Origin of the sequence: Halobacillus sp. HZG1 (assembly GCF_035818575.1) — a bacterium.
GTDB classification, from domain to species: domain Bacteria; phylum Bacillota; class Bacilli; order Bacillales; family Halobacillaceae; genus Halobacillus; species Halobacillus litoralis.
Genome location: NZ_JAYLVQ010000058.1, coordinates 1 through 18,146, shown reverse-complemented (window position 1 = coordinate 18,146; position 18,146 = coordinate 1). Strand labels below are relative to the sequence as shown.

Sequence of the window (18,146 nt, the reverse complement as noted above, 5' to 3'; positions counted from 1 at the left end):
GTAAAATGTTTGTAGCATACCACGTGGAGGCGCAAACAATGAAAAAATATAAAAGAGCGATCAGAACAGTATTACTCGCCCTGTTGCTGGCTTTTGTGTTCCGCTCTTATTTATTCGCAAGCTACATTGTAGACGGCGAATCGATGGAGCCTACGCTCTATGACGGGAATTTACTAATGGTCAACAAAGCGGTTTATGATTGGCAGGATATCGGAAGACAGCAGGTGATCGTTTTCCATGCAAATGAAGAAGAGGATTATGTGAAGCGCGTCATAGGAGTCGGCGGGGATGAGATTGCCGTTCGAGATGATCAGTTATACATCAATGGTAAACGTGTCGACGAAAGTTACCTCGATTCACTCCGTCCGAATGACGGTCTGCCTTTTACGGAAGATTTCACGTTGGAAGAGGTGACGGGGCATCAGACGGTCCCAGAAGGTCATTTGTTCGTCATGGGGGACAACAGACGGGACAGTCTGGATAGTAGGTATTTCGGGTTTGTACCTGCTGATACCGTCGTCGGAAAAGTGGATGTACGCTATTGGCCCATGAACCAACTCGGCGTACAGTTCTAAAACGCAACCGTCCTTAACGGGCGGTTTTTTTATGTCTACCGTTATTCAACTATATGGCAGGATTGTTGAAGATTCAGTTTCGAGACTTTCCGGGGTTCGTTGCCCGGGTTGAACGCCAGGGGTGGCTGGGAAGCTACTCGCTTTCCTGTGGGGGAGTGGCGAGCTTCCTCGGGCTAAGCCCTGCGGGATCTCGCCAATCTCCTTTCTCCCACGGGAGTCTCGCAGCTTCCCAACCACCCCATTCGATAAAAGGGATAACGAACCCCTTTGCCAAGTTGGAAGGTCTTCCTCTATCCCGATTGTTGTAAGCATAAAACGCTCTGTATCAAGCCTTTAGGGTTCAATCACCCCGGCATGGGAGTTTCATGCTTATACTCCCATTAAACTGAAAAGCTGAAGATTGGAAAGTGGTTTCGGGATAGTTATATAGCAAAGGGGCGGAGGGGAATGGCGCTCCCGCGGAAAGCGATCTATTCCCCTCCGCCCCCATCCACCCAACAAAAGTCTCGAAACTGAGTTTTCCACTAAAGGGAGCGATTGTGGAAGAGCGGGAGAGCATCATAAACGGTGGAAAAATGATAAAATATATACAGAATGAGAAAGAAAGGAGCGGTCGGTATGGGGCTGCGGTTTTTGCTCGGTCGTTCAGGAGCAGGAAAAAGTACGCGTTGCTTAAATGAAATAGAAGCAAAATTAAAAGATGACCCACGAGGTCCGGCGATTATTTACATCGTTCCGGATCAGATGACCTTTCAGCAGGAATATGGCCTCCTGAAAAGAGAAGGAGTGGAAGGGTCCATTCGTGCCCAAGTCTTCAGTTTTTCACGACTCGCCTGGAGAGTCCTTCAGGAAACGGGAGGGGGGACGAAGAAGTTCATCACATCTACAGGGGTTCAAATGATGCTGCGTAAAATCGTAGAAGAACGGACGTCCGACTGGCGTGTTTTTCAAAAAGCGGTGGAGAAGCAGGGGTTCATTGAACAGCTGGAGGGAATGATTACGGAATTCAAGCGTTACCGCATTACGCCGGAAGATCTTCAAGCCCAGATGGACGCCCTTGATCAGTTTGTTCACACGACGAGTCAGGAACAGGGGTTGAAGGAGAAGCTGGACGATATGACCTATATTTATGATCGTCTTGTTGATGCGCTGAAAGATCAATACATAGATAGTGAAGATCAGCTCCAGCTTCTTGCCAGCAAAATTCCTGAAGCTTCTTTTTTAGAAGGAGCAGAAGTGTACATCGACGGTTTCCACAGCTTTACACCTCAGGAGTATCAGGTCATTGAAACTCTTTTGAGAAAGGTGAAGACGGTTCATGTTACTTTGACCACAGAGGAACCGTCAGGAGAAGAGAACCCTGAGCTGGATCTTTTCCATGAAACGAAACAAACGTATCTTGATCTGAAAAAGGTTGCCGAGGAAGCTGGGGCCCGTTTGGAAGATGTGGAAGTGCTCGACCATACGTCAGGCCGAATGAAAGATCAGCCGGCATTCATGCATTTAGAAAAGTATTACGATGTACGACCGGCGTCCCCGTTTGAAGGAGAAGTGCCGATTCAGATTGCAGAAGCGGTTCATCCCCGGGCAGAAGTCGAAGGGGTGGCACAGGAAATTCTTCATCTCGTTCGTGATCAAGGCTATCGCTATAAGGATATGGCCATTTTGATGCGTGAGCCGGACGTTTACCATAGTTTAATTGAAACCCTCTTTGATGATTATGACATCCCGGTGTTCATTGATGAAAAAAGGACGATGCTTAACCATCCGATGATTGAGCTCATTCGCTCTGGCTTGGATGTTGTAGAGGGGAACTTCCGTTATGATTCTGTTTTCCGCTTGTTAAAAACCGGGTTTATCCCAGAGACAGACCGCATGCATCCATTGAATGAAGATGCAATAGATGAGCTTGAGAATTACGTGCTTGAGTACGGGATACGGGCGCGCAGTCAATGGTTTTCAGATGAGCCATGGATTTACCAGCGCTTTCGTGGATTTGAACAGTCCGCACAGACGGATGAAGAGAAAGCTAAACAAACGCGGATCAATGCGTACCGTAACCAAGTGCGCCAAGCGTTGCAGCCATTTGACGAGAATCTAAGAGCAGCCAAGACGATTGAAGACCGTGCCCGGGTGATCTACTTATGGCTGGAAGGTTTGCGCGTACCGGATCAACTCGAGTCCTGGCGTGCATTTTATGATGACAAAGGGGAGATCGAACGCGGCCGTGAACAGGCACAGGTATGGGATGATTTCCTGCAGCTGCTCGATGAGATGGTGGAAATGGCCGGTGATGAAAAAATGTCGCTCCAAGTCTTCCGCAGTACCATCGACAGTGGTTTGGAATCCTTAACGTTTGCCCACGTTCCGCCAAGCATGGACCATGTCATCGTCGGAAGTGTCGATCGTTCAAGAATGACGGGCATTAAAGCGTCGTTCCTTCTTGGTGTTACCGATGGAATGTGGCCGATGAAGCCACCAAGTGATGGCATGATTTCTGAACAGGAGCGTTCATTGCTTGCGGAGAATGGTATCCAGCTTGCTGATGGGAGCAACCGCCAGCTGCTGGATGATCGCTTTTATGTGTACTTGGCTTTGACGATGCCCGCAGACCAATTGTGGATCAGCTATCCCCTTAGTAATGAGGAAGGGAAGTCTAAGGTTCCGGCGACCCTCATTCAACGTATGGAGGAATTGTTTCCGAATACGAAGGAACATGTACTTTTGCAGGATCCTGATGATTTGTACGAGGCGGAGCGGTTCATTACGAATCCTCAAAAGACGAGGTCAGCACTCACCTCGCAGTTTGCCCGTTATCTGAAAGGATATATGATGCAGCCGGTCTGGTGGGACCTGCTGAATTGGTATATTGAGCACGAGCCTTCCCATGGGTTGACGAATCGTGTATTACAAAGTCTTTTTTATAAGAACAAACCGGTGCCTCTTTCCAAAGAAACGACAGGGAAGCTGTTTGATAAACAAGTGAAAACGAGTGTTTCAAGACTGGAAACATACCATCGTTGTTCGTATCAGTATTTTGCCCAGCACAGTCTTGGACTTGAAGAACGAAGGACATACAAGTTGGATGCGCCGGATATCGGTCAACTCTTCCACGAAGCCCTCAAGCAGATTACGGAATGGGTCCAGGCGGAAGGGCGTGACTTTTCTCAATTAGGTCGTCAGGATACAGACCTCTACGCAGAAAAAGCGACCAATTCCCTGGCGCCGATTTTGCAAAATCAAATCTTAAAGAGCTCGAATCGCTATCAATATATTCAGAAGAAGCTGCAGCAGGTCATTGCACGAGCGGCGTTCGTTCTCAGTGAGCAGGCCAGGAGTAGTCAATTTTCTCCTGTAGGTCTGGAACTTGGCTTCGGGACTGGAGGAGATGCGAAACTTCCGCCATTATCTTTCGACTTGCCGAATGGATATGAACTCATGCTTCGCGGGCGTATCGACCGTGTAGATAAAGCTCTTTCGGAAGAAGAACTGTTTTTAAGAATCATTGATTACAAATCAAGCAGCAAAGGCTTGAGTCTCGTGGATGTGTTTTATGGTTTGTCGCTGCAGATGCTTGCTTATTTAGATGTTGTACTGACGAACGCTGAGCAATGGCTTGGAAAGAATGCAACCCCTGGGGGCGTACTCTATTTCCATGTGCATAACCCGATGATTACAGGGAAACAGCTTCTTAAAGATGAGCAGATTGAAGAAGAGATTTTCAAGAAATTTAAAATGCAGGGCCTGCTTTTAGAAAATGAACGTGTGGTTCAGATGATGGATACAGGTCTTGAAAAAGGATACAGTCAAATCGTCCCTGCCGCTTTGAAGGCGAAGGGCGGATTTTATAAGAGCTCAAAAACAGCGGATGAGGAACGTTTCGAACAATTGAAACAGTATATCCGGGGGTTGATGACAGAAGCAGGAACGAGAATTACGGATGGAGCGGTTGATCTTGATCCATTTCAGAAAAACCAGCAGGTCGCCTGCGAATTTTGCTCGTACCGCTCTGTGTGTCAGTTCGATCCCACACTGGAAGAACACAATTATCGGAAACTTCAGGACTTAAAGGATGAAGATGTTCTGGAAAGACTGACGAAAGGGAAGGAGGATGCGTAATGGTCAGTTGGACAAAAGAACAGGAGAGGGCGATTTATTCTCATGGATCGAATATCCTCGTGGCTGCTGCTGCAGGATCAGGGAAGACAGCGGTACTGGTAGAGCGGATTATTCAAAAACTCCTTCATAAAGATGACCCTGTCGATATCGATTCCCTGCTTGTAGTGACGTTCACCAATGCCGCGGCACAGGAGATGAGGAACCGTGTAGGACACGCACTGGCGAAAGCGTTAGAAGAAAACCCAGGATCCCATCATTTGAAAAAACAGTTATCCTTGCTGCAAAACGCTTCCATCTCCACGCTCCACTCGTTCTGTATGGAAGTGGTGCGTCGCTATGCCTACTTGCTTGATCTTGACCCTGGCTTCCGGATTGCCGATACGGTTGAATCGGATTTGATTCAGCAGGAGGTGCTTGAGGAGCTGTTTGAGGACTGGTACGGAAAAGAAGGAGAAGAACAGCAGCGCTTTTTTGATGTGGTTGAACGCTTTTCAAGCGACCGAAGTGACTTGGATGTAGAGAAATTAGTGCTTGATTTGTACACGTTCGCTACGCAAAATCCATGGCCGGACGCCTGGATCGATCAAATGGTAGAAATGTACAATGTAGGACAGGTCGAAAGTGAGATGGACCTGCCATGGCTCAACCTTCTGAAGCAGGAAGTGAAAAGCCAGTTGAAAGCCATGGAAACAGAAGCCAGGCAAGTGTTGGACCTTACTAGAGAACCGGATGGACCCTATGCGTATGCAGAAACCGCAGAGTCGGATCTTGAATTGATTCAGCAGGCAAAAGGAGCACTTACTCATTCCTGGTCAGAGATGCAAAGCTTTATGGGTGGGCAGAAGTTTGCCACGTTATCCCGTAAGAAAATGGACTGTGATGCGGATAAAAAAGAACAGGCGAAAAAGATCCGGGACCGTTATAAAAAACGTTGGAATGAGGTCCGTGATGAATGGTTCTCCCGTTCGCTGGAAAGCTATTTGAAGGATATGCAGGACCTGCACCCCGTCATGGAACAGCTTGCCGTTGTCGTGAAAGATTTTAAAGGACGCTATGAGCAGTTGAAAAAAGAAAAAGCAATCGTGGATTTTTCCGACCTGGAACACTACTGCCTGCATATTTTACTCGATGAAACAGCGACTCCAGTGGATCTTGTCCCCTCCCAAGTTGCGGAAAGTTTCCAAAAGCAGTTTTCAGAGGTGTTGATTGATGAATATCAAGATACGAACCTTGTACAGGAAACGTTGCTTCGTCTGTTGACAGAAGGGAATGATGCCGGCCACTTATTTATGGTTGGAGATGTGAAACAGAGCATCTACAGGTTCCGGCATGCCGAACCTTCCTTATTTCTAAACAAGTACAAACTTTACGGAAATGAAGAAAATGCTGGAGAGCGGATAGACTTGGCGCGCAACTTCCGGAGTCGTAAACAAGTACTGGACGCGACGAATTATATCTTCCGTCAAGTGCTTGATGAAGAAGTCGGTGAAATGGAATATGAAAAGGAAGCGGAGCTCATTTACAGCAACAAAATATATGATGAATTAACTGCGGATGATGCGGATGCGGAGCTTTTCCTTATCGACCGGGAATCCCAGGAAAGCGACAGCGATGAGGATGAGGCTTATAAAGATTTGGAAAAAGCCCAGCTAGAAGCGCGCGCTTATGGAAAAATGATTCGCAAATGGCTTGGGTATGAAGGCGGAGAACCGCTTCAAGTCGTGGATAAAGAAACCGGAGCAAAGCGTCCATTACAATACAGGGATATCGTCATCCTGATGCGTTCGATGACGTGGGCTTCGACCATCGTGGACGAACTGAAGCAGCAAGGCATCCCGATTTATGCAGAGCTCTCTACCGGGTACTTTGAAGCGATTGAAATTAAAGTGATGCTCAGCCTGCTCAAGGTCATTGATAACCCGATGCAGGATATCCCGCTCGCCTCTGTACTCAAGTCGCCGGTTGTTGGTCTTGATGAAGATGAGCTTGCCCGAATTCGTCTCGTGAAGAAGCGCGCGACCTATTATGAAGCGATGCAGAATTATGCAGCCAAGGATGATCTGGGGCGGAAAGTGGACGAGTTTCTGGAATTGTTGAAAAGCTTTCGGGAACAGGCGCGCCAAGGGGCTTTGTCTGAACTCATTTGGGACATTTTCCGAGAAACGGGTTACTATGATTTCGTCGGCGGGATGCCGGGAGGGCGTCAGCGTCAGGCGAACTTAAGAGCTTTGTACGACCGTGCGCGCTCCTATGAAGCTACCTCCTTCCGTGGATTGTTCCGCTTTCTTCGGTTTATCGAGCGGATGGAAGAACGCGGAGATGATCTCGGAGCGGCTCGTGCCCTCGGTGAGCAGGAAGATGTTGTCCGAATCATGACGATTCACAAAAGTAAGGGGCTTGAGTTCCCGGTTGTCATTCTTGGAGCCATGGACAAACAATTCAATATGATGGACTTAAAGAATCGCTACTTACTTCATAAAGATTACGGGTTCGGCTCCCGCTATATCAATCCTGAGAAAAGGCTCATGTACCCGACGCTTGCTTATCACGCGTTGAAAGAAGCTAAACGTCGCGAACTTTTAGCGGAGGAAATGAGAGTCTTATACGTAGCGTTGACAAGAGCGAAAGAGAAGCTTGTCATGGTCGGAAATGTCGCTTCTTTTGAAAAGAAACAGGAGAAATGGCAGAGTTTTGTAGATGCCCGTGACTGGGTGCTCCCACCACACGATCGCCTGGAGGCAAAGTCTTACCTCGATTGGGTGGGCCCTGCGTTAATTCGTCACGAGCACACGTCCGATCTCCGGGGAGATGTGGAAGTGATAACCGCTGAAGAAATTCACTATGACGAATCTCAGTGGCGGGTCCGCATTGCTCATGGAAGCGAATTTAGTGTCCTTGACGAAGTGAAAGAAAAACGTGATGAACAGCTGCAACAGGCAGTGGAGAAATGGAAACCAGTCGCCGTTCCTGAAACAGTGGATGAAGCCTATGTGAAGCGTCTCGATTTTGTGTATCCACATGAAAAAGCCGCAAATACCCGTGCCAAGCAGACCGTGACGGAAATTAAACGTCAACGTGAGACGAAGGACGAATACTCAAGCGATCAGCTGCTTGTCCCTTACCGTGCCCCGATCGTCAAGCGTCCACGTTTCATGCAGGAGGACAAACAGCTGACGGCAGCAGAACGCGGAACTGCTATGCATACCGTCATGCAACACTTGCCTTTTACAAAGCAATGGAAGAGGGACGAAGTGGAAGAGTACGTGGAGCACCTCGTTCTCAAAGAAGTGCTCCGGCGCGAAGAGGCGGATGTGATTGATTTCCAAGCCATTGCGGATTTTTTCAAGACCGATATAGGAGCATATGTATTGCAAACGGATCAGATTGAACGTGAAGTTCCATTCAGTCTGACTTTGCCTGCTCATGAAGTTTATGCGCACTGGGAAGAATCGACAGATGAGCAAGTTTTCATCCAGGGTGTTATTGACGCTATGATTCCGTATGAAGATGGCTGGATGATTCTGGATTATAAATCTGATGCGATTCCGGACGGAACAGAAGATGCTGCACCGAAATTGGCGGACAGATATCGAACACAATTGAGCTTGTATCAAAAGGCTCTCGAAAAGATATGGAAACAGCCCGTCCGTAAGAGCTGTTTATATTTCTTTGAAGGATCCTTCATGGTGGAGGTCGATACACATGGGAGAGACCTGTGATCTATGTTCCCGTTCACCGGTCAAGACGACAGAGCATCACTTGATTCCGAAACAATACGGAGGCGTGGAAGGACCGACGGCCATGCTTTGCAGTGCCTGTCACCGTCAGATTCATGCGCTATTCACAAACGAAGAACTGGCCGCTTTTTATCATAGTGTAGAGCGCTTGAAAGACCACCCGGATATGCAGAAATACTTACGCTGGGTGAAAAAGCAGGACCCGGAGAAGAAAATAACGACAAGAAAATCGAATCGAAGAAAGAGAAAGTGAAGACATCGGACACGCGTCCGGTGTCTTTTTTTTGATAAAAGGAGAGGTCCAGTCTAGCTTTCTAAACACATGAAGAGGAATGACATCTCGTAGGAAAGTGCTCTAACGCTGAGGGGAAGTGACTGAACTTGACAAGAAAAACAAAACGCGCCCTGACAATCAAGGGCGCATCCGTATCTAAGCATTTGCTGTAATATTTTGATCGGCAACGTCTGGGTCAAATGGGTTCGTCGAGCTGAGTCCATTGTTTGTAATGATCCAGTTTCCCGTATTTAGAGCTCCCGATCCGGCATTTGTTTTGCCTGTAGATTTAGGGGACAAATAAAAAGAATCTCCGAAGTTAACAACTCCACCACCGACGCTGTTGATACTGATGGGTCCGACAATAGCCGGCATCGCAATCGCCTCCTTTTTGGTGCGATTCAAGCATTATAGTTACAAGGTATGCAAAACGGGCCTTTATTGTTCTTCATTCTCGAGGATGCGGAAGTGTTTCGTGTAATTGATGGCATCAATATGATCAATGCCTCCAATTTGAAATACTCCAGCGGTAGAGACCCCGATTACACGTACGTGGTCAACTACAATCGGGCGGTTTTGATAAAAAAAAGAGTCGATCTGAACAGGGGATAACGGAGGGGAGCTCTCTTGGGAAAAGATAGGGAAATCTTCGAAATCATAAATGTCAGCTTTGAATTCTAAACCCTCTTTTTGTACAGCCAGCACTTTTGAAGAGGGGGCGGCACGGTAAACATCTCCGATATCAACGATGGAGCCGATGAGCACTGAGGTAATGTCGACGTCCTGACTGTAAACCATCCTCTTAATCATTTGGTTCCAACTCGACATTTGAATTTTCTTCAACATTCTCAAAAGGACCGATGATTAGAGATTCGGGAGGGGTGTCAAAAAAAGATTGGAGACGGATGGTTTTATTATCTCCAATCAAAAAAACGGATGAACCAGAAACGCCCGTCACGCGAATATTTCCTACGTGCAGGCCATAGTTGTGTACAATATGATTCAACGATCATCATCTCCTTGTAGAGTCTCGAAGTACTGCGCGATGGAGTGTTGGATTTCGGTTTGGATTTGATGGAAGAGGGTTTCAGGTGGAGCTTCTGGCTCTTGGTTACGGTAATACTCCATGCGCTGTGGCAGCTGTTTACGAACATCTGCAATCATCCGTTCTTTATGCTCCTCACTCACTTGGATGTCATGGTCACGACAATACTGATTCATCCAAACGGGGATGTCTGACACCATATATTCTTGTAAAAAGTGCAGCGCCTGATCATCTGTTTGTGGCAGTTGATTCCCTTGGTTGCTATATAAGTCACCGATCTCAGAGAGGTCGGATCCATTTGGAGTCAGTCCGATTTGCAGGGTTCCTTCGAGCGTCTCGATTTTCAGCTGATCAAATTTATATTCGATTTTTTCGATAACCGTCCTTGGTGGGTGTTCGATGGACTGGATCTGCTCGATTTTTTTTTGTAATTGCTCAATCATTTTCTGTTGTTGTTCCATCTGGTTCATCATTTGCTGGATCCATGACTGCCAGGAATTGTATTGGTTCAAGTGCGCTCACCCCCTAACCTAACTTTATGAAGAGAGGGGGACATCTATGTTATGGAAAGTGGAACGAGCGTGCCGCCTCCTGCTTCAGGGATGATGACCTCTCCGTCTTTCGGCTGTGCTTTGGGTCCAGGTCCTGTATAGCCGCCTGTGTTAAACAGATCAGCTTTTGACTGGATGACCCCGGAGCTTCCGATTTGAAGAACAGAAGAGTTTGCTACGGAGCCGATCCTTAGGACGTGAATGTAGATGGACTGGTGGACAGTAAGATTCATAGACGCACCTCCTATGCATTATTCACAATGGGTTGATCAATAAGCTCGGAGTCGTTAATGAACGTATCCGATCGGTTAATGTGGATTCGGATGCCATCACCCGTATTGAAAGAACCCCCACCGGCAAAAGTTTTTGCTGTCGCTTCCGGAGCCATATTGTAGACGTCACCGATGTTAAAAATACTTGAAGACGATAGGGAAATCACTTTAACGGCTCCGACTTTTGCGGGCATAACAAAAACTCCTTTCTACAGTTTATGAAACTTCATTGTCTAAATGACGTAAGAAAAGTAAAATAACTATCATAGGGGGAATACATATGAAAAGGAAAGGTTCACCTCTCCGCGAATCTGAACGGCTCGACTGGGTAGATGCAGCCAGGGGGCTTGCGATTCTCGGAATCTTTATGGTCAATGTACCTGCATTTAACGCTCCATATTTTTTGTATGGGGGGGCAGCGGAATATTGGCCATCGCCTCTCAGTCATACTGTACAAAATTTCATTGATATTTTCTTCCAAGCCAGTTTTTATACGTTGTTTTCCTTCATGTTCGGCTTCGGTATCCAGATGATGAAGGACCGTCTTGTTGAAAAGCAACTTCCATACCAACGGGTGATTTTCAGGCGTCTCCTTGTACTTACAGGATTCGGTCTCATTCATGCTTTCCTGATCTGGCACGGGGATATTCTGCTTTCTTATGGAGTCCTCGGACTTGTTTTGTTGGCCTTTTTCAATGTTCATGAAAAATCGTTGCTGTACTGGGCGTTCGGAATGTTGACCTTCCTTGTGCTGCCACTGACTTTTGCGCTGTACATGATTAGGGATCAGATGCAGGGCATCGTCAACCGTCCGGCCATTCAGGAAGCCCTGGGGAACTATGGAAGCGGATCGCTCGTTGATATCTGGCGGCAAAACTTAGCCGACTGGGTATATGCAAATCAATGGGGGAACCTCCCATTTCTCGCTTTAAGTTTAATTCCGATGTTTTTATTCGGGATGTATTTTTGCCGGAAGCGATGGCTTCATAAACCGAACGACCATTTGCATTCCATTAAAAATATATGGGTGCTGACGGGTATATTGTTCCTCATTTTCAAAGCAGGGCCGCATCTATTCGGAAGTCCGGAATGGTTTCAGCTGGCTCAGGATAGCATCGGTGGTTCAGCATCAGCTATCTTTTATGTCTTATCTATTACTCTATTGTTCCAGACCTCAATTGGTGCCCGTATCGTTCATCCTTTAACATGGGTCGGCCGGATGTCTTTATCCAATTACATTCTGCAGTCTATAATCAGTTTCATTCTTTTTTATTCCGTCGGCTTTGGGTTATATGGTGACGTCCCACCGATTGGGAGTTTGATTCTCGTTATAGTTATATTCACCGGCCAAGTCTTCATAAGCAAGGCGTGGTTGAAAAAGTTCCGTTATGGACCGTTAGAATGGTTATGGCGGACGTTGACGTATGGGAAAAAGCAGCCATTGAAAAGAAAAAGAGAGGCAGTTTCATAAGAGAAGGGGGCAGATGTCTTGAATCGTGATCACCTCGTTAAAGAAAGCAAAAAATGGGTAGAAGATGCGATTATTAGTGAAGTCCAGCGTGATCAATTGTTGGAACGCTATCCTAAAAAGCAGAACAAACCCGTGCTGCTCACTTTTGCGGCTCTTTTCATAGGGCTGGCGTTTTTGACTTTCGTTGCATCAAACTGGTCTTATTTGACGGATCTTGGGAGAATGGTGATTCTTCTCACTTCACTAACCGTCTTTTATTTGTGCGGAGATTGGGTGTACAGGAAAAAATCCAAACGGGTCGGGATCAGTCTCATCCTGATTGCTCTTCTGATCTTTGGATCCAGTATTTTTCTTACCGGTCAAATGTATCACTATACATCCTACAGTGCTTTTCCATTTTTCTTATGGGCTATCGTCGCCTTTGGTTTGTTTTTGATTTTTAAAGACGATTCATTTTTTTACGCAACACTTGTGATTATGACGGTGGGACAGCTTTACAGTGGTCTTGTTTTTCAGCACTTCCACATATGGCTGGGCCTTCTGTTCATTGTTGGTTTAGGGTGGTTCGTATTGAGTTCAAGGAAAGTAACTCAATTAGCCGCATTTGGAACGAGTTACATGCTGAAAGCTGTCATTCTGGTATTTAGTGAAGGCATGCCCTACTATTGGTTGATCGCGTTTTTCTTACTGCTTTATGTTGTGGAGGATTTCCTTCTCGAAAAAGGGAAGGTGCATGTATTCAAAACCCTGAGTATTGTATCTGTCTTCACCATGCTGATCCTGCAGGTATTTTTCCTCGGAAACGAATATGTCGGTGAACTAACGGAGTCCTCGCTTTACTTCTTTTTAGCCTGGGCCATTCTATTCTTCTTTTCTGTGGTGAGGTCTGCGATGAGTTCGACCAACTACTACTGGATTGACTTGCTTTTGTTCGTCCCGGTTTTCCGCTTTGAATCTGGAGATATGTTGTCCCTCTTCATTCTCTTTCTTTATTCCCTGCTATGGTTGATCTCAGGATATCAGCAGGAAGTGTCAAGGTGGGTCAATAAAGGGACGGTCGCTTTTCTCCTGACTACTTTTATAGCTTATTTTCAGCTCGCCTGGGATTTCATGGATCGTTCGTTGTTTTTCCTGATCGGCGGGGTTTTATTGTTTGCACTCAGTTACTTCCTTGAGAAAAAACGACGCACCATTCATAAAGGAGGAGAAGAGAGATGAAGCAGCGCTCGTGGTTTTATGGACTTGTTACTCTGCAAATCTTGTTTCTTCTTCTCATGTCCGCTTCTTACTATGTCATGGACATCTGGGGCCAAACTATTACTCTAAAGACGGCACCCGTGGACCCGCGTGATCCTTTTTATGGGGATTATGTAACACTGGACTATGCGATTGAACGAGTACCAGAAGAGAAATGGTCGGTCGATGAATCATTGAACCGAGGAGAAAAAGTGTTTTTGCTGCTCGAGGAAAATGATGAAAAAATCTACGAGCTTGTAGAAGCTTCTACCCTGTGGCCTGAAACAGAGGACAATCAAGTGGTGCTTACCGCTAAGTATCAATGGTCTGATCCTTCGCTCCAACAATACCAAGTGGATATCGGTCTTGGAAGGTACTATATTGAAGAAAATACAGGGGCGTTTTGGGAGCAGAGGGAGGAGCGGGAGGTGGAGGTTATTCTTGCCCCCTGGAAACAAAAGAAAATCGCTTCTCTTAAATAAAAAATACGACAGCCCCAAAGGGCTGTCGTATTTTTTTTGCTTAGCTTAAAACTGCTTTAATTTGACTGATGGCCCAGTCCAGGTCATCCTGCTCAATCACTAGAGGAGGAGCAAAACGAATGACATTTTCATGAGTTTCCTTACATAGTAATCCTTTTTCTTTTAATTCTTCGCAATATTTACGGGCAGGTTCTGTCATTTCAACACCGATAAAGAGACCTTTCCCACGTACCTCTTTAATTTTCGGGTTGTCGATCGATCTTAGCTCCTGCATCATATAATTTCCAAGCTTAAGAGAACGTTCTGCCAGTTTTTCTTCTTCAATCACTTCGAGGGAGGCGACTGAAACAGCGCACCCGAGTGGGTTACCACCGAACGTGGAACCATGGGAACCTGGATTGAAGACACCAAGGACTTCCCTGTTTGCAACCACACAAGAGATTGGGAAGACGCCACCGCCTAAAGCTTTCCCAAGAATGAGCATGTCTGGACTGACATTTTCCCAGTCACAAGCGAACATTTTCCCGCTGCGCCCAAGACCTGCCTGAATCTCATCAGCAATGAACAATACATTGTTTTCTTTACAAACGTCATAAGCTTCTTTTAGGAAGCCTTCCGGTGGCATGACGATGCCGGCTTCCCCTTGAATTGGCTCGAGCATAAAGCCGGCCGTGTTTTCTGTAATGGCTTCCTTAAGTGCTTCAATATCTCCGTATGGTACCAGTTTAATGCCTGGAAGCATTGGTCCGAACCCGCGTTTGTATTCCTTCTCAGAAGAAAGGGAAACAGCCGTCATCGTCCTTCCATGGAAGTTCCCTGTACAGGCGATGATTTCCGCTTGGTCTTCTTCCACTTTTTTAACATCATAGGCCCAGCGCCTTGCTGCTTTAATGGCTGTTTCCACAGCCTCTGCCCCAGTGTTCATCGGAAGAGCCATCTCTTTATTCGTCAGCTTGCAAATCTTCTCGTACCAAGGACCGAGCTGATCATTATGAAAAGCACGGGAAGTAAGAGTTACACGATTGGCCTGATCGGTCAGCGCCTGAATGATTTTCGGGTGACGATGCCCTTGGTTGACGGCAGAGTAAGCGCTTAACATATCCATATAACGATTGCCCTCAGGATCCTCCACCCATACACCTTCCGCTTTAGAAATAACGATTGGAAGTGGATGGTAGTTTTTCGCACCATACTCCTGGGTTTGATCAATAATGTTTTGACTACTAATTACAGACATGCAATCCCTCCATTTTCAATTCAGTCTTTCATCATTATAACAGGTTTGCTTCTTATTTTCTTATAATTTAGAAAATGAAGTCTGTAACAAAATAATAGGAATATGTCGAAGAGTCGTGGTATCATAACCGTAGATTCATATGAAAAGGAGGATAATAAAATATGGCGCACTTACATATTACTTCATGGGTCATCGCATTCGTGCTTGTCGGTCTAGTAGTCATGTTCACCCGTAAAGGCAGTGAAAAAGCGGCAAAGATTTCTCACATGATTCTTCGTCTTTTTTACTTGCTTATTCTTTATTCCGGTGGTTCGCTTTTCGCAAGTTATGCCGAATACGGCCCTCTTGTAATTATTAAACTGCTCGTTGGTCTTTGGACCATTGCTTCCATGGAAATGGTTGCTGTCAAATACAAGAAGAAGAAACCAACAGGAATCTGGTGGGCACAACTTGCCATTGCTGGAATCATTGCAATTATTCTTGGATTTGGTTTCTTACCAGCTGGAATATTGCCAGCATAAAAATAAAGCTGCATGCGTTAATCGCATGCAGCTTTTTAATATCGAAAAAAGGGGCTGTGTTTCTGTGTCTGATGTTCGTCCGTTATTTGGGGGGTAACGGTGATAACTATTATCATTTATAATGATAATCATTCTCAATTTATATGTCAACACATTTATGTAACTTTTTCTCTCTTCCATAAAAGCTCCCTTTAGTTGAGCACTCCGTTTCGAGACTATTGTTGGGTGGATGGGGGCTGCGGGGAATGGCTCGCTCACCGCCCGCCCCATGGAAAGCGAACCTTTTCCCGGAGATCTAAAACCACACAAAAGTCTCAAAACGGAGTCTTCAAGAAACCTTTTACTTTAATAGTGCAGGAGGGTTTCATAAGAAAAACGTTGCCATCATATAGTGAGTCATGATGGTTTTTTTATGTGAAAATCCAGCGCTGAAGCGTGACTTGCGCATTTCGTATTGGAAAAGGATGGTGAGGCTAGATGTGTGGAATTGTTGGATGGATCGATGCAGCCCATAAAACAGAAGAAAAGGCTTCGATATTGGATCGAATGGCAAACACGTTGCAGCACCGCGGACCGGATGATTACCAAAAATGGATCGAGGGCCCGGCTGCGTTCGGTCACCAACGTTTAATAGTTGTAGACCCTGCCGGAGGTAAACAGCCGATGATCCGCAAGGCGAGGGATGAAGAATACATTTTATGCTATAACGGAGAACTTTACAATACAGAGGATATCAGAGATCAACTGAAGGCAAAAGGATGGACGTTCCAATCTCATTCAGATACTGAAGTAGTTCTTGTCAGTTACATGGAGTGGGGAGGATCATGTGTTGACTATTTGAATGGGATCTTTGCATTCAGTGTCTGGGAGAAACACCGGAAACGCCTCTTTCTAGCTCGTGACCGTCTGGGGGTTAAGCCGCTTTTCTATAGTGACCGAGGGGACGGAGTGATGTTCGCCTCTGAAATGAAAGCTTTGTTAGCCCATCCGGAAGTTACATCCGCTGTGGACAGCAACGGTCTTCATGAATTATTGTCTTTGGGACCGTCGAGGACCCCGGGAGAGGGGATCTTTCAAGAAATTAATGAAATCCGTCCTGGTCACCGAGCCGTGTTTGAAAATGGAAAATTGAAGATCGACAGGTATTGGAATGTAGAAAGCGCTCCTCACGGAGATTCTTTTGATGAGACGGTTGCCCGCGTACGCGAATTATTTATGGAGGCCTCGCAGAGACAGCTCGTATCAGATGTGAAACTGGGGACCTTTTTATCTGGAGGTGTCGATTCAAGTGCCATAACGGCCGTGGCTGCTGAAAAATATAAACAAGACCAGTTAGGTGCACTCCAGACATTTTCTATCGATTATAAAGATCAAGAGAAATTTTTCAAAAAGAATGCGTTCCAACCAGACCGGGATGAAGCGTTCATTAATCTTGTCAGTGCGCAAAATCAAACGAACCACACGGTCATGGAAGCGAGAACGGAGGATCTTGTGTCACGTTTGAAACGGGCCGTGGAACTTCGGGATCTGCCCGGGATGGCCGATGTGGATTCATCTTTACTTTGGTTTTGTGAGGAAATTAAAAATCATGTGACCGTTGCGCTTTCCGGAGAATGCGCGGATGAAATTTTTGGAGGATATCCTTGGTTTTACAGGAAAGAAGATAAAGAAAGAAAAGGATTTCCTTGGATTCGCTCTCTTAATGAGAGGGTTACGCTCGTCCGTCAAGATTTAAAAGGGGATATTGATATAGAATGGTACATGTTGAAGCGGTACCAGGAAACTATTGCAGAAACACCCCTGCTTGCAGGGGAGGATGAAGATAGTAAGAAGCATAGACAAATGTCATATTTGAATATGAACTGGTTTATGCAGACCTTACTTGAGCGTAAAGACCGTATGAGTATGGGGGCGAGCCTTGAGGTGCGTGTTCCATTCAGCGATCATCGTCTTGTGGAGTATGTGTGGAATGTGCCATGGAGCATGAAGTTTCATAATGATCAGGAGAAAGGTCTTCTGCGTCAGGCTTTGCGCGGAATATTACCGGATAAAGTACTCTTTCGGAAAAAAAATCCATATCCGAAAACTTTCCACCCTGATTATACAAAGGCTGTTTGTATGTGGATGGAAGAGACGCTTGCGGACCCGAATGCGCCACTTTTTGATATTTTTGATCGTAACCAAGTGAGGAAACTTAAGGATACAGAAGGGAAATCGATTGATACCCCGTGGTTCGGTCAGCTTATGACAGGTCCACAGTTAATTGCCCATCTTTGCCAGATTGACCACTGGCTCAGAACCTACAAAGTCACCTTCTAACCAAACCGCCCAATCCAGGGCGGTTTTTTCAATTCCTCCAATCCCACAATTGCTCCCTTTAGTTGAAGACTCAGTTTCGAGACTTTTGTTAGGTGGATGGGGGCTGCGGGAAAAAAGTGCTTGGTGAGCCTCCTCGGACTGCGTCCTGTGGGGTCTCACCAAGCACTTTTTTCCCGCAGGAGTCTCGCCATTCCCCTCCGCCCCTTTGCCAAGGAAGATTCTCGAAAACACTACTTAGAAAATTAGCTTATATGTTTATAGGAAATGGATAATATGTACTCTATCCAATGGACGTTTAGAATGCGTA

Annotated in this window: 16 protein-coding genes; 9 read left to right on the top strand and 7 right to left on the bottom strand. The window is 46.0% G+C overall.

What is annotated here, in order from left to right; genetic code table 11:
• The first annotated feature begins 38 nt into the window (after positions 1–38).
• The 4 genes from lepB (at position 39) to VKA52_RS08280 (ending at position 8,684) form a co-directional block, all read left to right on the top strand.
• A complete protein-coding gene (lepB, locus tag VKA52_RS08295) occupies positions 39–575 on the top strand; it encodes a signal peptidase I (RefSeq protein WP_326315065.1) in 537 nt (178 codons plus the stop codon).
• 618 nt (positions 576–1,193) lie between these two features.
• Positions 1,194–4,694 carry a helicase-exonuclease AddAB subunit AddB gene (gene addB, locus VKA52_RS08290; protein ID WP_326315179.1) on the top strand — a complete coding sequence of 1,167 codons (3,501 nt, stop codon included), beginning with the start codon at positions 1,194–1,196 and terminating at the stop codon, positions 4,692–4,694.
• Positions 4,694–8,413, top strand: coding sequence for a helicase-exonuclease AddAB subunit AddA (addA, locus tag VKA52_RS08285; protein ID WP_326315063.1), 3,720 nt, complete (start codon positions 4,694–4,696; stop codon positions 8,411–8,413). The genes addB and addA overlap by 1 nt, the downstream gene beginning before the upstream one ends.
• On the top strand, positions 8,397–8,684 hold the full coding sequence (locus VKA52_RS08280; RefSeq protein WP_146814212.1) for an HNH endonuclease: 288 nt from the start codon (positions 8,397–8,399) through the stop codon (positions 8,682–8,684). The genes addA and VKA52_RS08280 overlap by 17 nt, the downstream gene beginning before the upstream one ends.
• Positions 8,685–8,861: 177 nt before the next feature.
• Here VKA52_RS08280 and VKA52_RS08275 read toward each other — a convergent pair whose 3' ends face one another.
• The 6 genes from VKA52_RS08275 to VKA52_RS08250 form a co-directional block, all read right to left on the bottom strand.
• Complete coding sequence (locus VKA52_RS08275; protein WP_160911930.1) at positions 8,862–9,080, bottom strand: spore germination protein; 219 nt, start codon at positions 9,078–9,080, stop codon at positions 8,862–8,864.
• Positions 9,081–9,143: 63 nt separating this feature from the next.
• Positions 9,144–9,515, bottom strand: coding sequence for a spore germination protein GerPE (locus VKA52_RS08270; RefSeq protein WP_160911932.1), 372 nt, complete (start codon positions 9,513–9,515; stop codon positions 9,144–9,146).
• Positions 9,508–9,711, bottom strand: a complete 204-nt coding sequence (locus tag VKA52_RS08265) for a spore gernimation protein GerPD (protein ID WP_160911934.1) — start codon at positions 9,709–9,711, stop codon at positions 9,508–9,510. Before VKA52_RS08265 ends, VKA52_RS08270 begins: the two co-directional genes overlap by 8 nt.
• Positions 9,708–10,262 carry a spore germination protein GerPC gene (gene gerPC / locus VKA52_RS08260; protein ID WP_160911936.1) on the bottom strand — a complete coding sequence of 185 codons (555 nt, stop codon included), beginning with the start codon at positions 10,260–10,262 and terminating at the stop codon, positions 9,708–9,710. Before gerPC ends, VKA52_RS08265 begins: the two co-directional genes overlap by 4 nt.
• Positions 10,263–10,306: 44 nt before the next feature.
• Complete coding sequence (locus tag VKA52_RS08255; RefSeq protein ID WP_160911938.1) at positions 10,307–10,534, bottom strand: spore germination protein GerPB; 228 nt, start codon at positions 10,532–10,534, stop codon at positions 10,307–10,309.
• A gap of 11 nt (positions 10,535–10,545) precedes the next feature.
• The gene (locus VKA52_RS08250; RefSeq protein WP_206947966.1) at positions 10,546–10,767 is read right to left on the bottom strand and encodes a spore germination protein; all 222 of its coding nucleotides are present in this window, start codon (positions 10,765–10,767) and stop codon (positions 10,546–10,548) included.
• 86 nt (positions 10,768–10,853) lie between these two features.
• Between VKA52_RS08250 and VKA52_RS08245 the strand changes: the two genes are divergently transcribed.
• From VKA52_RS08245 to VKA52_RS08235, 3 genes are read left to right on the top strand one after another with little or no spacing between them, the layout of a single operon-like run.
• Entirely contained in the window at positions 10,854–12,044 is a 1,191-nt protein-coding gene (locus VKA52_RS08245; RefSeq protein WP_326315058.1) for a DUF418 domain-containing protein, read from the top strand.
• A gap of 18 nt (positions 12,045–12,062) precedes the next feature.
• Positions 12,063–13,262, top strand: a complete 1,200-nt coding sequence (locus VKA52_RS08240) for a DUF2157 domain-containing protein (RefSeq protein ID WP_326315056.1) — start codon at positions 12,063–12,065, stop codon at positions 13,260–13,262.
• The gene (locus VKA52_RS08235; RefSeq protein WP_160911945.1) at positions 13,259–13,762 is read left to right on the top strand and encodes a GDYXXLXY domain-containing protein; all 504 of its coding nucleotides are present in this window, start codon (positions 13,259–13,261) and stop codon (positions 13,760–13,762) included. Before VKA52_RS08240 ends, VKA52_RS08235 begins: the two co-directional genes overlap by 4 nt.
• Before the next feature lie 40 nt (positions 13,763–13,802).
• Here the strand turns inward: VKA52_RS08235 and VKA52_RS08230 are convergent, their stop codons facing one another.
• Positions 13,803–14,999 carry an ornithine--oxo-acid transaminase gene (locus tag VKA52_RS08230; RefSeq protein WP_160911947.1) on the bottom strand — a complete coding sequence of 399 codons (1,197 nt, stop codon included), beginning with the start codon at positions 14,997–14,999 and terminating at the stop codon, positions 13,803–13,805.
• A gap of 161 nt (positions 15,000–15,160) precedes the next feature.
• Here VKA52_RS08230 and VKA52_RS08225 point away from each other — a divergent pair, with 161 nt between their 5' ends.
• Both VKA52_RS08225 and asnB read left to right on the top strand, forming a co-directional pair.
• Entirely contained in the window at positions 15,161–15,520 is a 360-nt protein-coding gene (locus tag VKA52_RS08225) for a YisL family protein (protein ID WP_160911948.1), read from the top strand.
• A 477-nt stretch (positions 15,521–15,997) separates the two neighbouring features.
• On the top strand, positions 15,998–17,839 hold the full coding sequence (gene asnB, locus VKA52_RS08220) for an asparagine synthase (glutamine-hydrolyzing) (protein WP_326315053.1): 1,842 nt from the start codon (positions 15,998–16,000) through the stop codon (positions 17,837–17,839).
• The last annotated feature ends 307 nt before the right edge of the window (positions 17,840–18,146 follow it).

What these genes read in the sequence shown, in the direction of transcription:
- VKA52_RS08245 (WP_326315058.1), top strand. Translation starts at nt 10,854, where the DNA reads ATGAAAAGGAAAGGTTCACCTCTCCGCGAATCTGAACGGCTCGACTGG.
- VKA52_RS08275 (WP_160911930.1), bottom strand. Translation starts at nt 9,080, where the DNA reads ATGCCGGCTATTGTCGGACCCATCAGTATCAACAGCGTCGGTGGTGGA.
- asnB (WP_326315053.1), top strand. Translation starts at nt 15,998, where the DNA reads ATGTGTGGAATTGTTGGATGGATCGATGCAGCCCATAAAACAGAAGAA.
- addB (WP_326315179.1), top strand. Translation starts at nt 1,194, where the DNA reads ATGGGGCTGCGGTTTTTGCTCGGTCGTTCAGGAGCAGGAAAAAGTACG.
- VKA52_RS08250 (WP_206947966.1), bottom strand. Translation starts at nt 10,767, where the DNA reads ATGCCCGCAAAAGTCGGAGCCGTTAAAGTGATTTCCCTATCGTCTTCA.
- addA (WP_326315063.1), top strand. Translation starts at nt 4,694, where the DNA reads ATGGTCAGTTGGACAAAAGAACAGGAGAGGGCGATTTATTCTCATGGA.
- lepB (WP_326315065.1), top strand. Translation starts at nt 39, where the DNA reads ATGAAAAAATATAAAAGAGCGATCAGAACAGTATTACTCGCCCTGTTG.
- VKA52_RS08235 (WP_160911945.1), top strand. Translation starts at nt 13,259, where the DNA reads ATGAAGCAGCGCTCGTGGTTTTATGGACTTGTTACTCTGCAAATCTTG.
- VKA52_RS08225 (WP_160911948.1), top strand. Translation starts at nt 15,161, where the DNA reads ATGGCGCACTTACATATTACTTCATGGGTCATCGCATTCGTGCTTGTC.
- VKA52_RS08280 (WP_146814212.1), top strand. Translation starts at nt 8,397, where the DNA reads ATGGGAGAGACCTGTGATCTATGTTCCCGTTCACCGGTCAAGACGACA.
- VKA52_RS08230 (WP_160911947.1), bottom strand. Translation starts at nt 14,999, where the DNA reads ATGTCTGTAATTAGTAGTCAAAACATTATTGATCAAACCCAGGAGTAT.
- VKA52_RS08270 (WP_160911932.1), bottom strand. Translation starts at nt 9,515, where the DNA reads ATGATTAAGAGGATGGTTTACAGTCAGGACGTCGACATTACCTCAGTG.
- VKA52_RS08255 (WP_160911938.1), bottom strand. Translation starts at nt 10,534, where the DNA reads ATGAATCTTACTGTCCACCAGTCCATCTACATTCACGTCCTAAGGATC.